A 14,975-nucleotide genomic window follows, 5' to 3' on the forward strand; every position below is an offset into this window, starting at 1 on the left:
CGGTCAGATGAGCGCGCGTGTGATGACAACGCTCGAGGGGATGTTTCCGCGGCTGGAGGTGTACAGCATCGACGAGGCATTCGCCGATCTGACTGGTCTGCAGAGTGACTTGGTCGAGCTGGGACGCGAGGCAAGGGCTCGGGTACTGCTTTGGACAGGCATCCCAGTGGGCGTTGGCATCGGGCCCACTAAGACGCTAGCCAAGCTGGCTAACTGGGCGGCCAAGACCTGGCGCAAATCGGAAGGGGTAATTGACCTGCGCGATCCATCTAGGCTCGATCGCCTGCTGCAGATGACTGACGTGAGCGAAGTGTGGGGCGTCGGCCGCCGGCTAACCGCCCGGCTTCAGCCGCTGGGCATCAAGACGGCCTGGGACCTGGCCCAGTATGACCCCGCGTCACTTCGCCGACAGTTCAGTGTAGTGCTGGAAAAAACAGCCCGCGAACTTCGCGGGATCTCGTGCCTGCAGCTTGAGGAGGCCGTGCCGCCGCGGCAGATAATCTGCAGTAGCAAGATGTTTGGTGCTCGGGTGCGCGAGTTACCGCCGATCCGCGAGGCGGTTGCCGCCTACGTGTCCAAGGCGGCAGAAGAGATGCGCGCGCAGGGTAGCCTTGCCGGTGCCCTGCAGGTAGCCATTCGCACCGGCATGCATAACCCCGACCAGCCGCGCTACGCCAACTGCATAAACTGCCCGTTACCGTACCCCACCGACGACACCCGCGTGCTCGCCGCAGCGGCGATTCGCGGCTTGGATGCTGTCTACCGCCCCGGCTATGCCTACAGCAAAGCTGAGGTGCTGCTGATGGACCTGCGCCGGCGTGGGGAATTCACAGGCGACCTATTCACGGCCGCACCTCGCCCTGCCGCTGATCGGCTGATGGCCGTAATCGACCGTATCAACGCCAGCGAGGGCAGGGGGACATTGCGACTCGGTCGCATCCCCGTCGCCCCTGAGTGGGCGATGCGGCGCGAGATGATGTCGCAGCGGTACACGACGAGATGGGATGAGTTAATGGTCGTGAGATGAGCGTTGCTTGGATTGCTGAGTGACAGCGATCGGCCAGAAGCACCCGTTCAGTCGTAGGATCTCAAACGCACGTGAGAGCGCTTGAAGGGGATTCACCCTAGTCCGATCAATAACCTGCAACCCGAAGCTTTGATTCCGACGGCGGAAGCATTTTTGCAGCCTGAGGCGGATGAAAGCGGGCAGCCTAAGCTACCCGTTTGCATCGGCGCATAGCATGTGTAGATCAGTCGTCCAGCAGGCTGCGCAACATCCAGGCAATCAAAGCCTCCTGTATCCCGCGTGAAGAAAGACGCTACGTTGCGCCCGTTCTTCCACGGCTTCGCTTGCCGCCCCGCTACGGCAGATTCGAAGCATTCATCGAAATGTCATCATTTAGAAGCAGTGCGTTAACAAGGAATTTCTACCCTTTGCATCGCGAACCGCAATTGTGTGGCCAGCAATATTGCGAAAGGTGATCAAATGACGCCCCATCCGATACAGGACGCCGTGCTGCGGGTCGACCGGTTGAGCGTCGTCTACCCAGGCGGCGTGACAGCCCTACGCGATACCTCGATTGCATTTCGGCGTGGTGAGTTCACCGTGCTGCTTGGTCTCTCGGGCGCAGGCAAGTCGACCTTGCTCCGTAGCCTCAATCGACTCGTCACGCCCACTCGCGGCAGTGTCACCAGCGAGCTCGGTGAGCTCGGCAGCGGCTCGGCCTTGCGTCAGCATCGTCGGCGTACCGCCATGATCTTTCAGCACCACCAGCTAATCGAACGTCAAAGCGCACTGGCTAATGTGCTTACCGGTCGGCTGGCCTTTCACAACACGCTCCGCTCGCTGTTTCCTCTGCCGCGTGCCGATCAGGAGATTGCGCTCAGTTGCCTCGCTCGGGTCGGTCTGGCAGACAAGGCGCTAAGCCGGGTGGACAAACTGTCCGGTGGCCAGCAGCAGCGGGTAGGCATCGCGCGTGCGCTAGCGCAACAGCCCGCGATCATTCTTGCCGATGAGCCGGTAGCCAGTCTCGACCCGGCCACTTCGGTCCGTGTTCTCGGACTGCTGCGCGACATCTGCAAGGAAGACGGCATCACCGCCATCGTTTCGCTGCATCAACTCGAATATGCCCGCCGCTTCGCCGATCGCGTCGTCGGGCTGGCCGATTCTCAGATCGTTTTCGATGCCGCGCCCTCGGAACTCACCGATGCGCAGCTTGAGCGCATCTATGCAGGCCGCTCTACGACTCAGCCAGCAACTGCTCCGGCTGAAACCCCTGTCATGCTCGCACCTTCACTGGAGATGTCCCGATGAAACGCTTATCCGCTCTCTTATTGACCTGTTTGCTGTCCGCTGTTTCAAGTCTGTCCGCCGTAGCGGCCGATGCCGATCCGGATGTGCTAAAGGTTGCGCTGCTGCCGGACGAAAACGCCTCGGAGTTGATCAAGCGAAACCAGCCGCTGAAGGATTATCTGGAAGAGCATCTGGACAAGAAGGTGCAGCTGATCGTAACCACCGACTATTCCTCGATGATTGAGGCGATGCGCTTTGGCCGTATCGACCTGGCGTATTTCGGTCCGCTGTCCTACGTCATGGCCAAAAGCAAAAGCGACATCGAGCCCTTCGCTGCCATGGTCATCGACGGCAAGCCGACCTATCGCTCAGTGATTATCGCCAATGTGGCGTCAGGCGTGAATGAGTATGCCGACCTTAAGGGCAAGAAGATGGCCTATGGTGACCGGGCATCGACGTCCAGCCATCTGATTCCCAAAACCGTGCTTCTTGAGACGGCCGAGCTGACGGGTGGGCAGGACTACGAACAACATTTTGTGGGCACGCATGACGCCGTTGCCGTCAACGTGGCGAACGGAAACGCCGATGCGGGTGGGCTGTCGGAGGTAATTTTCAATCAAGTAGCCGAACGTGGCCTAATCGATCCGAGCAAGGTGAAAGTACTTGGTTACAGCGGCGAATATCCCCAATACCCCTGGGCGATGCGCTCGAACCTGAGCCCCGAGCTGAAAACCAAGGTGCGGGATGTATTCGTCGGTATCGACGATCCCGAAGTGCTGCGCAACTTCAAAGCCGAGGCCTTCGCGCCAATCACCGACGCCGACTACGATGTGATTCGCAACATGGGATCGCTGCTCGGCCTCGACTTCGCCACGATGTGAGCACCGATATGTCTACTCATCATGACGTGCAGGCGCTGCCTGCAGAGCAACGCGAGCACATCCTTCGAGGCTTCGGCCTCGGTTGGTGGCGCCAGCTGGGGCAGGTGGCAATTGTACTCGGAGTGGTGCTGTTGGCCTGCTGGTACGTGGGGCTGCTCGATGCCACCACGCTGCTGAACGGGCTGCCCTCCATCGCGACCCTGGCAGGCGAGGCCATGCCGCCAGACTTTTCGGGCTATCGAAGCTGGATTCGCCCGTTGATCGACACGCTGGCGATGAGCATCGCCGGCACGGCCATCGCAGTGGTGTTCTCGCTGGTGGTGGCCTTCGTTGCAGCGCGCAATACGGCGCCGCACCCCCTTGTGTTCGGTGTTGCCCGGGTGCTGCTCAATGCCCTGCGGTCGGTGCCGGAGCTGATCATGGGCATCATCTTCGTTGCAGCCGTAGGGTTCGGCGCCTTGCCGGGCGTGCTTGCCCTGGGTCTGCATTCGATCGGCATGGTCGGCAAGTTCTTCGCCGAGGCCATCGAGCACGTCGACGAAGCGCCGGTGGAAGCCGCTCGGGCGGCGGGGGCTACGCCGATGCAAGTGCTGCTGCACGCGGTTTTGCCACAGGTGACTCCGCAGTTCGCCGACGTGGCGATCTACCGCTGGGAATACAACTTTCGCGCCTCCACCGTGATGGGCATGGTTGGCGCCGGCGGTATCGGCTTCGAACTCATGGGCTCGCTGCGCATCATGCAGTACCAGGAGGTTGCAGCAATCCTGCTGGTCATCCTGGCCATGGTCACGCTAGTAGACGCCTTCAGTGGCGTGCTGCGCAAACGTTTCAAATAGGACAAACCATGCTGCCGAAACTCGTTATAACTCACCGAGTACACGATGAGATCCTGCAACTGCTGGCGCCACATTGCGAGCTGATGACCAACCAGAGCGACAGCACGCTGACGCGCGAGGAAATTCTGCGCCGCTGCCGCGATGCTCAGGCGATGATGGCGTTCATGCCCGATCGGGTCGATGCAGAATTTCTCCAAGCCTGCCCCGAGCTGCGTGTGGTCGGCTGCGCGCTCAAGGGCTTCGACAATTTCGATGTGGACGCCTGTACTGCCCGCGGGGTCTGGTTGACCTTCGTGCCTGATCTGTTGACGGTCCCGACTGCCGAGCTGGCGATCGGACTGGCGGTGGGGCTGGGGCGGCATCTGCGCGCAGCAGATGCGTTCGTCCGCTCTGGCGAGTTCCAGGGCTGGCAACCACAGTTCTACGGCACGGGGCTGGATAACGCGACGGTCGGCATCCTTGGCATGGGCGCCATCGGACAGGCCATGGCTGAGCGCTTGCAGGGATGGGGCGCGACCCTGCAGTACCACGAGGCGAAGGCTCTGGATACACAAACCGAGCAACGGCTCGGCCTGCGCCAGGTGGCGTGCAGCGAACTCTTCGCCAGCTCGGACTTCATCCTGCTGGCGCTTCCCTTGAATGCCGATACTGAGCATCTGGTCAACGCCGAGCTGCTTGCCCTCGTACGGCCGGGCGCTCTGCTTGTAAACCCCTGTCGTGGTTCGGTAGTGGATGAAGCCGCCGTGCTCGCGGCGCTTGAGCGAGGCCAGCTCGGCGGGTATGCGGCGGATGTATTCGAAATGGAAGACTGGGCTCGCGCGGACCGGCCGCGGCTGATCGATCCTGCGCTGCTCGCGCATCCGAATACGCTCTTCACTCCGCACATAGGGTCGGCAGTGCGCGCGGTGCGCCTGGAGATTGAACGTTGTGCAGCGCAGAGCATCATCCAGGCGTTGGCAGGTGCGCGCCCAATCAACGCTGCGAACCGTCTGCCCCAGGCCGAGCCTGCCGCATGTTGAATCCGGTCTGGCTGAAGAGCCTGGTAGCGATCGTTCAAACAGGCAGTTTTCAGAGCGCGGCGAGGGCGTTGGGGCTGGCCCAGCCGACGGTGTCGCAGCACTTGCAGAAGCTTGAAGAGCAGGTCGGCGTAACGCTGGTGCAGCGCAGTCGTAGAGGCTGCCAGCCTACCACACGTGCGCTGGCCTTCATGCCGCATGCGACCGCCTTGCTCGACATGCACGCCCGGGCGCTAGAAGCCCTGCATGGAAATAGTGAGCGCGTCGGGGCCAGCTCCAACATCGGCACCTACCTTCTCCAGCCATTCGTGCGCAGCTATCTGACGACCGCAAATGAGAGGGGCGAGGTGGATCTGCGCATCGCCGCCAACCCGGATGTGGCCGACCAGCTACTGGCGGGCCAGCTCGACGCCGCGATCATGGAATGGTGGCTACCTCACTCCGACTTCGAACACCGCCTCTGGCGGGTCGAGCCGCTGGTACTTATCGTCAGCCCCGACCATCCGCTGGCTGAAGCAGGGTGCATAGAACGCGATCGTCTGGTGGACCTGCCGATGCTGGGAGGTGAACCGGGTAGCGGTACCGGACGGCTTCTGACCGAATACTTTGGCGAGCTGGGCGTGCCTCGCAGCGGTATGCAGCTAGGCAGCACCGAGGCAGTCAAACAAGCAGTCAGGGCGGGACTCGGCGTGTCGTTGGTGATGGCTTCCGCAGTACAAGACGAAGTTCGCAGTGGCGCGCTGGTAGCTCTTCCCATCCCGGGGCTTGAAAAGCGTCTCCAACTGATCTGGCGCAAACCGCCCGGAAATCTGCACCCGCCGGGATTTGTGCGGCACTTATTGGAAGAGGCAGATCTAGCTGGATAAGGTGATGGATGGTTGCGATCCAGCGCTTGGCTTGTCAGCCTAGAGAGAAGGTTGCTGAAACACGGCTTAGATCGTTTTTTGCAACAGACTCCGTCTTGCTTAAAAAGGGTGGCAACTATGCGTAACTGACTGAACCGGCTAGAGGACACTCATGTTTTGTGCAGAATGCTCAGCGACGTATTGAATCGCCCCGGCTTTTGTGGAGGCCGTTTCGTTTAAGTCAGGCCGCCATGGCCTGATTTGCTTGTTGCTGGTGGAAGTTTGCCTCAGCCTCCGCAGGCGGGATATAGCCGATTGAGCTCAGCAGGCGCTGGTGGTTGTACCAGTGCACCCATCTCAAGGTCGCCATCTCAACAGCTTCGCGGTTCTTCCATGATTGACGGTGTATCAGCTCAGCCTTGTACAGCCCGTTGATAGTCTCAGCCAAGGCGTTGTCGTAGCTGTCGCCCTTGCTGCCAACCGAGGGTTCAATACCGGCCTCTGCCAGCCGCTCGGTGTAGCGAATCGAGACATACTGGCTGCCACGGTCGCTGTGATGGATCAGACCGCCCGCGCAATGCGGCTGGCGGGCATACAGGGCTTGCTCCAGAGCATCCAGCACGAAGTCGGTCTTCATGCTGGTACTGACTCGCCAGCCGACGATGCGCCGTGCAAAGACATCAATCACGAACGCCACGTACAGCCAGCCTTGCCAGGTCGAGACATAGGTGAAATCCGACACCCACAGCTGGTTCGGGCGCTCAGCATGGAACTGGCGTTGAACACGATCCAGTGGACACAGCGACTTGTCGCCGGCCACCGTCGTCCGTACAACCTGGCCACGCCTAATTCCCTGCAACCCAGCTCGCCGCATTAGCCGCTCCACCGTACATCTGGCTGCCTCGATGCCTTCTCGTCGGAGCTGCTTCCAGACCTTCACCGCGCCATAGCACTGCATGTTGGCGTCCCATACGCGCTGGATTTCCAGGATCAACGCGTCATCACACCGAGCACGGCGACAGCGCAGTTCTGGGTTGCGCTGCTGCGCCGCGTGCCTGCGGTAACCGGACGGGGCGATCTGCAAAGCACGGCAGATCGACTCGACCCCGAGACGGTCACGATGCTGATCGACAAATGCCCTCAGGACTTGGTACGGCGGTCGAGCTCCGCCTGGGCAAAATACGCACTGGCCAGACGCAGAATTTCATTGGCCTTACGCAATTCCCGGTTCTCCCGCTCCAACGCCTTGATGCGTTCGCGCTCTTCGGTGGTCGGGCCTGGACGCTGGCCTGCGTCGATCTGATGACGGGGCTGGTGCACATCCCGAAGAATGCTGAGTACCTGATCGATCGAGTAAAGCGTCAAGTCAAGGGCGATGAGCTGGATAATCTGTTCTACCGAGCCAGCTACTTGTGTAAGAAAGCGACCAAGTCCTACGGGGATCGTCAACGAGGGTTCGGTACCAGCCGAGGGTAGTAGCTAACTGCTGCGCGATAGCGTCATGCCCATGGAATCCTGGCCTGCCAATGGTTTAGGCTCCGGCCAGGTATCTAAGGCTGACATGAGCGCTGCGAGATGACGGACAAAGGAGAGCGCTGCCGGCAGCATTATCAGTCGGTATACGAACGGAATCAGCCAGAGATCAGCAAGGGCCGTGCTCTTGATGAAAGCCTGCATCATTTCCTCGATCAACGCCCGGCGGGTAAGAACCTGTCAGCAATCGATCGTGCGCAAGGCCTGGCAACGGCATCGTTTTGGCTTGATGTGGATGCAGTAGCTGGGGCCGATCTCACCAGCCTGGCCCTCAGCCGGGTGTTGCATTTCGATAATGCAGCCAGTGTCGAGCTGCTGTTGCACCTCGCAACCCATAACCCGGAAACCCTCAGATGGGCGATTCGTTACGCGAAGCTGTTTGAGCGTACAGAATCGCCGCTGTGGCTTGCGCTGCGTGCGGCGCTCGTCGGGAATGAGTGGCAAGTTTTCTTCGGTGTCTGTGATCGCCTGCTTGATCAGCTCAGGCCTTTTGATGAGCTGATAGCCATGGCTGAAAAACAGCTTAAGCACTTATCGCTGCTGGAGCTGTTTTCCTACCTGAGTGTTCTGGCCTACCACGCATTTACCGAATACGGTTCCGATGATCCTTCCGGTCAGCAGTGGAAGGTCTACAACCGCATTATTCTGAACAAGCTCCATGCTTGCTCGGAGGAGGATTTCCGCCTAAGCGAATCACGACTCGGACAATCGCTGAAACGGCACCTGTCACCGATTATCTTTCCCGGATCCAGCAATTCTGACGTGGTGAAATGTCGTCAAAATCTTGAGTCTTTAGCCCTTTTGATCGGGGCCACTCAAGAGCGGATCGACTACGAAGATTCCATCGACTGGTTCTGCTTCGATCCGGAATGCCGTTATCAGCTGAAACCGGGCGAGTCGGTTATCTACAACCAGTCGAAGGCGGGAGCAGAGCGCTGGCAACGAACCGGGCGCAAGAGTGATCTGCTTTGGCACTACTGGATGAATCGTGCTGTGCGCGAATTCGCCCTCTCCGGCATGGCTGAACAAATCATCGGCTCGCCTGAGAATCATGAGCTGAACCAGCTGGCCTTTATCAAGGCGATTCGTAGCGAACTGCAGCTGCAGCAAATCTACGGCCTGGGTGATCGCGTCTCCCTCAGTGATGGTTCCCAGGTTCAGCTTCACCACTTGATGCTGGCGAGCGAGCTGACCTCGGTTTTCTTTCAGAAAGAGTTTATCCAGCCATTCCAGAGTCATCTGCGAGAATCGGGCGTGCTTGCCCAGGCGCTAGGGCGCTTGGCCATGAATGGCCTGCTTACTGGGGAAAACCGGTTCCCCATGACCTGGTCCGAAGAGCCAGAAAAGATCCGCAAGATCACAGGCTGGACTGTTTGCGACGAACACCCGAAAGGCAGCGCAGATTCAGCCAAGGCCATCCTTACGTTTTGGACCAGCGACTTCAAAGCGCTATCCCAGCAATTGAAGCTGCAGCCCGGGATGCCTGCACCGAGGCTGTACGAGCAACCCTTCTACAAAATCGGCCGCTACAGCTTTCAGTTCCCATGGGTTGGCGCGCAGCAGAACAACCTGACGGCAGCAATCAATAACCTTCGGCGAGTAAATGCCCGTCGGGCCGACATGCAGGCAGAAACCCAGCGGGTAGAACTGGCGTTGGCCGAGAGTCTTCGGCAACGAGGCTTTGCCGTTGAGGTGGGTTATCGGCCACTGGCGACCGAAGAGGACGATGCCGGCGAGGTGGATCTGATCTGCCACCAGGATGGTGTGCTACTGCTGCTTGAGGTCAAGTCAGGCTATATCCGCTCGACCAGGCATGAGGTTTGGCTTCATCGCACCAACACATTACGTAAGGCAGCCTGGCAGTTACGCCGCAAGCAGGTGGCGGTACTCAGTGCGCTGATAACTGATCAAGACCTACGCGCCAGATTGGGCTATCACGGCAAGCAGCCTGAAGCGGATCTACGTGCCTGGATCGTCGACACCTCCATTGAGCTCGATGGCCAGTCAGTCGATGGCTTCAGGGTGGTATCCCGCGAAGCGATGGAAGTTATTCTGCGTGATGAGAAGCAGCTACTCAGGACCATAGATCAGCTTGACGAGGAAAGTCAGATTTCGTTGTTTCCTGACGGGTTTACTGCTGGTCGATTTGTCGCAGTTGTCGAGTCCAACGAGCTGTGGCGGGGCATTTGCTAGTACTTGGATGGCAATGCTTTAGGTTCGGCCTGCTGTCTGCCCTGGGGCGGGGTATTTGGCGGCAGTAGGCGCACTGATATCTGTTCTCGTGGTTATCAAAATGCAGCGCATGGGTGATCAATATGGGGTAATGTGCGTGCTCTAAGGAAGGGTATGTGCCATCCCGCTAACGAAGCACAAGGATTCGCTAACCCGAACGAGCCAGTCACGATGTCGAACGAACAGCTTGTAGATCTAACCCAGCCACAGCGCGATCGGCTCGCGTTTGTGGAGTTGCGCGTGCGATTCACTGGGGAGATACGCCGCCAGGACTTGGTTACGCGGTTTGGCATCCAGTCTGCCGCCGCATCCAGGGATCTGGCGCTGTACAAGGAGCTAGCCCCCGGCAACATCGATTACGACTCCAAGGCTAAGTCATATGTCCTGGGGCAACGCTTTCGGCCGGTCTTCGACTTCCCGCCGGAGCGGGTGCTCTCGTGGTTGACCCAGGGATTTGGTGACGGCGAGCCGATGCGGCTCAAGGCGTGGGTTGCTAGCGAGAGTCCGTCGCGGCTCACCCACCCAGATCTGGACGTCCTTGCGAGTGTGACTCGGGCTATTCACCAAGAGTGTCCGCTTAGCATCGAGTACCACTCCATCTCTAGTGGCCGCACCAAGCGGGAGGTTGTCCCGTTCGCGCTGATCGACAATGGCCTGCGCTGGCACGTCCGCGCCTTTGACCGGAAGTCGCAGGAATTCCGCGATTTCGTCATCACCCGGATCAGGCACCCCATTGTCCTCAAGGGCCAGTCAGTGGCGGCTCATGAAATGAGCGATCAAGACATCCAGTGGACCCGGATCGTCGAGTTGGAGTTGGTGCCGCATCCGGATCAACCCCGAGCGGAGATCACCGAGATGGATTACGGCATGCGTAACGGCGTGCTGCGAATGAAACTGCGCGCCGCCACTGCCGGATACATCCTGCGCAAATGGAGTGTCGACTGCTCGCCGGATCATAGTCTGCGCGGGCACGAATTTAGACTCTGGCTGAAAGATCACCTGGCGCTTTATGGCGTCAAGAACGCTGTGTTGGCGCCGGGCTACCGCGCGCCCGACCAGAATAAGGGAGAGTAATAACGTGGCCTACGACCCAATACGTGCACTGGAGCTTCTTCGAATCGGTTCCGGACGTGCAGACGCAACCTTCCGCGATGACCAAGAAGATGCCATTCGCCACATTGTCGAAGGCAAAGGTCGTCTGCTGGTCGTGCAAAAGACCGGGTGGGGCAAGAGCTTTGTCTACTTCATCGCGACAAAGTTGCTGCGGGAGGCTGGGGCGGGGCCCGCGCTACTGATCTCGCCATTGCTGGCGCTGATGCGGAACCAAATTAGTGCGGCCGAGCGAATGGGAGTACGCGCCGCCACGATCAACTCCGATAACCAGGATGAATGGAAAGCGGTTGAAGCCAAGCTCCGCAGGAATGAAATTGACATTCTGTTGATAGCGCCAGAGAAGCTGGGTAACGACTGGTTTAACACTGAGGTGCTGGCAGGAATCGCAGGGCAAATCTCGCTGATGGTTATCGATGAGGCCCATTGCATCTCGGATTGGGGGCACGACTTCCGTCCTCACTACCGATTGCTGGAGCGTATCGCCAGAACGCTACCGGCCAATCTGCGCCTGCTGGCAACAACTGCAACGGCCAACGACCGGGTTATGGAAGACCTTGTGGCTGTGCTAGGCCCGAATATGAAGGTGCTGCGCGGTGACTTGAATCGAGGCTCCCTGACGCTGCAAACGATGCGCTTGCCTAGTCAAGCTGCCCGTATGGCATGGATCGCACAGCAGCTCAACTCACTACCAGGACACGGCATCATTTATACCCTTACTATCCGCGATGCTAATCAGCTAGCAGATTGGCTCAAGGCCAAGGGCTTTGCAGTAGAAGCCTACACACGTAAGGCGGGTGATCGGCGTGAGGAGCTGGAGCAAGCGCTGCAAGAAAATCGGGTTAAGGCCCTTGTGGCGACCACCGCGTTGGGCATGGGCTACGACAAGCCGGACCTAGCGTTCGTTATCCATTTTCAGATGCCTGGCTCAGTTGTCGCCTATTACCAGCAAGTTGGGAGGGCGGGAAGAGCGCTGAAATCTGCATATGGCGTGCTATTGAGCGGCGATGAGGAAGAGGGAATTACGGATTGGTTTATCCGTAGCGCATTCCCAACTCGCGAAGAGGTTGACGATGTCCTGGGGGCACTTGATGAAGCGCCGGAAGGACTTTCAATACCTGACCTCATGACCTGCGTGAACATGAGCAAAAGCCGCATCGAGAAGACTATCACGGCACTCTCTCTCGAATCTCCAGCGCCGATCGCCAAGCAAGGTACGAAGTGGCAGCTTACTGCAGCCGAGCTAGGAGACGGATTCTGGGCGCGAGCAGACCGGCTCACCAAATTGAGGCGTGCCGAACTCCAGCAAATGCAGGAATACGTCTCTCGGCCTTTCGGGCAGCATATGGGCTTTCTGATTGATGCGCTTGATGGCGATTCAAGCACTGTCAGCCCACCGTCGTTGCCGCCGCTGTCAGAATACTTAGATCAGTTGCTGGTTCGGGAAGCTGAGGAGTTTCTTTGTCGCACAAGTCTGCCCATCGAGCCTCGCAAAAAATGGCCCGTGGGGGGAATGCCGCAGTACGGAATTCACACCGCATCCACCATTCCCTATCAAGCACAGCCCGGCAAAGCACTTTGCGTCTGGGGCGATGCCGGTTGGGGTGGCTTGGTTAGACAGGGCAAATACCACGAGGGCCGTTTTTCTGACGACCTCGTTGCAGCGTGCGTGAAGATGATTCAGGAGTGGAGTCCTCAGCCGGGTCCGGCCTGGGTGACCTGCGTTCCATCGCTTCGCCATCCCGACTTGGTACCAGATTTCGCTCAGCGCTTGGCTGCTGCCCTGGGTCTACCGTTTCACATAGTCATCGCAAAGACAGACGCCAGGCCCGAACAGAAAACGATGGCAAACAGTACACAACAGGCGCGCAACATCGATGGTTCGCTCGCCCTCAACGGCCAGCCTATTCCTCCCGGCCCAGTCCTCTTGGTGGATGATATGGTCGACTCCCGCTGGACGCTGACGGTGTCTGCTTGGCTGCTGCGCAAGAATGGTAGTGGAGAGGTATGGCCGATGGCCCTTTCACAGACGGGGCACGACGAATGACGCCAGTCCTCTCACCAAACACCAAGGCGATCTTGCTGCTGACGGCGCCGCTCATTGCCGGCCGCGGCACGGCATCATCGGATCTGCTGACGCCTGGTGAATACAAACGTCTCGCGCGTCATTTGCGCGAGATCCAGCGCCAGCCTGCGGATCTGCTCTCGCCGGACGCAGCTGAGATCCTGCATGCGTGTCAACCGGTGATTGATGAAAGCCGCCTGCAGAAATTGCTAGGGCGCGGATTTCTGCTGAGCCAAGTTGTCGAGCGCTGGCAAGCACGTGCTATCTGGGTAGTCAGCCGCGCGGATGCAGAGTATCCGCGCCGCCTGAAAGCGCGCCTTCGTGAAGATGCTCCGGCAGTGCTCTACGGTTGTGGCGATATGGCTTTGCTTGAAACCGGTGGGCTTGCCGTTGTTGGATCGCGCCATGTGGACGAGGCCCTCACCGACTACACAATGGCAGTTGGCCGGCTCGCTGCTCGGGCAGGTAGAACGCTTGTCTCTGGCGGTGCCAAAGGCATCGATCAGGCCGCCATGCGTGGCGCCCTTGAGGCGGGCGGAAAAGTATGCGGCGTGTTGGCGGACAGTCTGGAAAAGACCACCATGAATCGCGAGCACCGCAACCTACTGCTCGATGGTCAATTGGTGCTGATTTCACCTTACGACCCGAGTGCGGGGTTCAATGTCGGCCACGCGATGCAGCGGAACAAGCTGATTTATGCATTGGCAGACACCTCACTGGTGGTAAGTTCCGACCTCAACAAAGGCGGTACTTGGAGCGGTGCTGCCGAGCAGCTCGACAAACTCAAGTTTGTTCCGGTCTTCATTCGATCGACGGGTGAGTCTTCCACCGGATTGGAGGGTTTGCGGAAGAAAGGTGCGCTTCCCTGGCCTAACCCGCAAGACGTAGATGCCTTCGAGGATGTGTTCAACGTGTCGGTTTCGACACCGACGGCATCCCCACAGACTGGTCTAGCGCTGTTTTCGAACGACGAGCCAATGCCGGCGAATGCCAAGCCAGTGGTGTCTGAACAACGCGAAACCGCGCCATCACCCCAGGCCGAGAGCGAACCATCGGCGCCGGTCGACGTTATTTCTGCTACGCAGCCCACCGCTGATGTATCCGAAGAACTTTCGCCAGTTAGACCAGAAGTCGCAGCGCCGATAGACGCCGCCAAGGAATCTACGCAGTCGGCATCGACCCCTGCCGAAGTGCTCTTCGCGGCCGTTCGCACAGCGATTCAGCAGCTAGTGAGTGTGCCCATGAAGGACACCGAAATAGCGGCCGGGCTAGACGTCTCCAGCGCACAGGCCAAGGTATGGCTACAGCGTCTGGTCGACGAAGGCGTATTGGAAAAGCAGAAGAAGCCTGCGGGCTACGTCGTCAAGCAAAAGCGGCTATTTGAGTAACCGATGAATACCAAGCAAGAACATAAGCCGCAGTGTGACTGCATTGATAGAGAAGGGCCATGCGTTTGAGCACCCAACAAATCACCCTCGGCCAGCTCGAAAATCACCTCTGGGAATCCGCCAACATCCTGCGCGGCCCGGTGGATGCGGCTGACTTTAAGACCTACATCTTTCCGCTGCTGTTCTTCAAGCGCATCTGCGACGTCTGGGACGAGGAGTACCAGGAGATTGTTGATGAGACCGGCGACGAGCAACTGGCCTGGTTTCCGGAGTCGCACCGCTTCCAGATCCCGGAAGACTGTCACTGGAACGACGTTCGCACCAAGGCCAGCAATGTCGGGACGGCCCTTCAGCGCGCGATGCGCGAGATTGAGAAGGCCAACCCCGACACCCTGTACGGCGTGTTCGGCGATGCCCAGTGGTCGAACAAGGATCGGCTGTCTGATGCCTTGCTCAAGGACCTGATCGAGCACTTCTCCAAGCTGCCGTTCGGCAACAAGAACGTCAATTCGGATCTGCTTGGCGACGCCTACGAATACCTGATCAAGAAGTTCGCCGACGCCACCAACAAGAAGGCCGGCGAGTTCTACACCCCGCGCAGCGTCGTGCGGCTGATGATCGACATGCTCGATCCCAAAGAAGCCGAGACCATCTACGACCCGGCCTGCGGTACCGGCGGCATGTTGCTGGCCGCTGTGCAGCACGTGAAGGAACAGCATGGTGACGTGAAGCGGCTGTGGGGCAAGTTGTATGGGCAAGAGAAGAACCTCACCACT

General features: G+C 59.1%; 12 protein-coding genes, 1 pseudogene and 1 other annotated feature. Of the genes and pseudogenes, 12 read left to right on the top strand and 1 reads right to left on the bottom strand.

The window, feature by feature from the left end:
• The 6 genes from C722_RS0101120 to C722_RS0101145 form a co-directional block, all read left to right on the top strand.
• Positions 1 to 1,027, top strand: a 1,027-nt coding sequence (locus C722_RS0101120) for a DUF4113 domain-containing protein (protein WP_017638727.1), incomplete at its 5' end; no start/stop codon positions are given.
• Between the two features lie 459 nt (positions 1,028 to 1,486).
• Entirely contained in the window at positions 1,487 to 2,314 is an 828-nt protein-coding gene (gene phnC / locus C722_RS0101125) for a phosphonate ABC transporter ATP-binding protein (protein ID WP_003117867.1), read from the top strand.
• On the top strand, positions 2,311 to 3,174 hold the full coding sequence (phnD, locus tag C722_RS0101130; protein ID WP_003117866.1) for a phosphate/phosphite/phosphonate ABC transporter substrate-binding protein: 864 nt from the start codon (positions 2,311 to 2,313) through the stop codon (positions 3,172 to 3,174). Before phnC ends, phnD begins: the two co-directional genes overlap by 4 nt.
• Positions 3,175 to 3,182: 8 nt before the next feature.
• Entirely contained in the window at positions 3,183 to 4,010 is an 828-nt protein-coding gene (phnE, locus tag C722_RS0101135; protein ID WP_003298907.1) for a phosphonate ABC transporter, permease protein PhnE, read from the top strand.
• A gap of 8 nt (positions 4,011 to 4,018) precedes the next feature.
• Positions 4,019 to 5,029: a phosphonate dehydrogenase PtxD gene (gene ptxD, locus C722_RS0101140; protein ID WP_003152798.1), complete on the top strand. Its 1,011-nt coding sequence runs from the start codon at positions 4,019 to 4,021 to the stop codon at positions 5,027 to 5,029.
• Positions 5,023 to 5,892: a LysR family transcriptional regulator gene (locus C722_RS0101145; RefSeq protein WP_017638729.1), complete on the top strand. Its 870-nt coding sequence runs from the start codon at positions 5,023 to 5,025 to the stop codon at positions 5,890 to 5,892. The genes ptxD and C722_RS0101145 overlap by 7 nt, the downstream gene beginning before the upstream one ends.
• Positions 5,893 to 6,112: 220 nt before the next feature.
• Here the strand turns inward: C722_RS0101145 and C722_RS0101150 are convergent.
• Positions 6,113 to 7,176: pseudogene (locus tag C722_RS0101150) on the bottom strand (IS3 family transposase); the annotation flags it as partial.
• Positions 6,941 to 7,057, bottom strand: a sequence feature (AL1L pseudoknot). (Overlaps the previous pseudogene by 117 nt.)
• On the opposite strand from C722_RS0101150, the gene C722_RS25580 reads away from it, so the two are divergent.
• The 6 genes from C722_RS25580 to C722_RS0101180 form a co-directional block, all read left to right on the top strand.
• Complete coding sequence (locus C722_RS25580) at positions 7,174 to 7,347, top strand: inovirus-type Gp2 protein (protein ID WP_108116177.1); 174 nt, start codon at positions 7,174 to 7,176, stop codon at positions 7,345 to 7,347. The pseudogene C722_RS0101150 and the gene C722_RS25580 overlap by 3 nt on opposite strands.
• Positions 7,348 to 7,446: 99 nt before the next feature.
• Positions 7,447 to 9,597: a hypothetical protein gene (locus C722_RS0101160; RefSeq protein WP_017638732.1), complete on the top strand. Its 2,151-nt coding sequence runs from the start codon at positions 7,447 to 7,449 to the stop codon at positions 9,595 to 9,597.
• Positions 9,598 to 9,807: 210 nt separating this feature from the next.
• Positions 9,808 to 10,710 carry a YafY family protein gene (locus tag C722_RS0101165; RefSeq protein ID WP_017638733.1) on the top strand — a complete coding sequence of 301 codons (903 nt, stop codon included), beginning with the start codon at positions 9,808 to 9,810 and terminating at the stop codon, positions 10,708 to 10,710.
• 4 nt (positions 10,711 to 10,714) lie between these two features.
• Entirely contained in the window at positions 10,715 to 12,793 is a 2,079-nt protein-coding gene (locus C722_RS0101170; RefSeq protein WP_017638734.1) for a RecQ family ATP-dependent DNA helicase, read from the top strand.
• Complete coding sequence (locus C722_RS0101175; protein ID WP_026083561.1) at positions 12,790 to 14,199, top strand: DNA-processing protein DprA; 1,410 nt, start codon at positions 12,790 to 12,792, stop codon at positions 14,197 to 14,199. The genes C722_RS0101170 and C722_RS0101175 overlap by 4 nt, the downstream gene beginning before the upstream one ends.
• 59 nt (positions 14,200 to 14,258) lie before the next feature.
• The coding region (locus C722_RS0101180; RefSeq protein WP_017638736.1) for a class I SAM-dependent DNA methyltransferase at positions 14,259 to 14,975 on the top strand (717 nt) is incomplete at its 3' end.

This window comes from Pseudomonas sp. 313 (assembly GCF_000316965.1).
In the GTDB taxonomy this organism is placed as follows: domain Bacteria; phylum Pseudomonadota; class Gammaproteobacteria; order Pseudomonadales; family Pseudomonadaceae; genus Chryseomonas; species Chryseomonas benzopyrenica.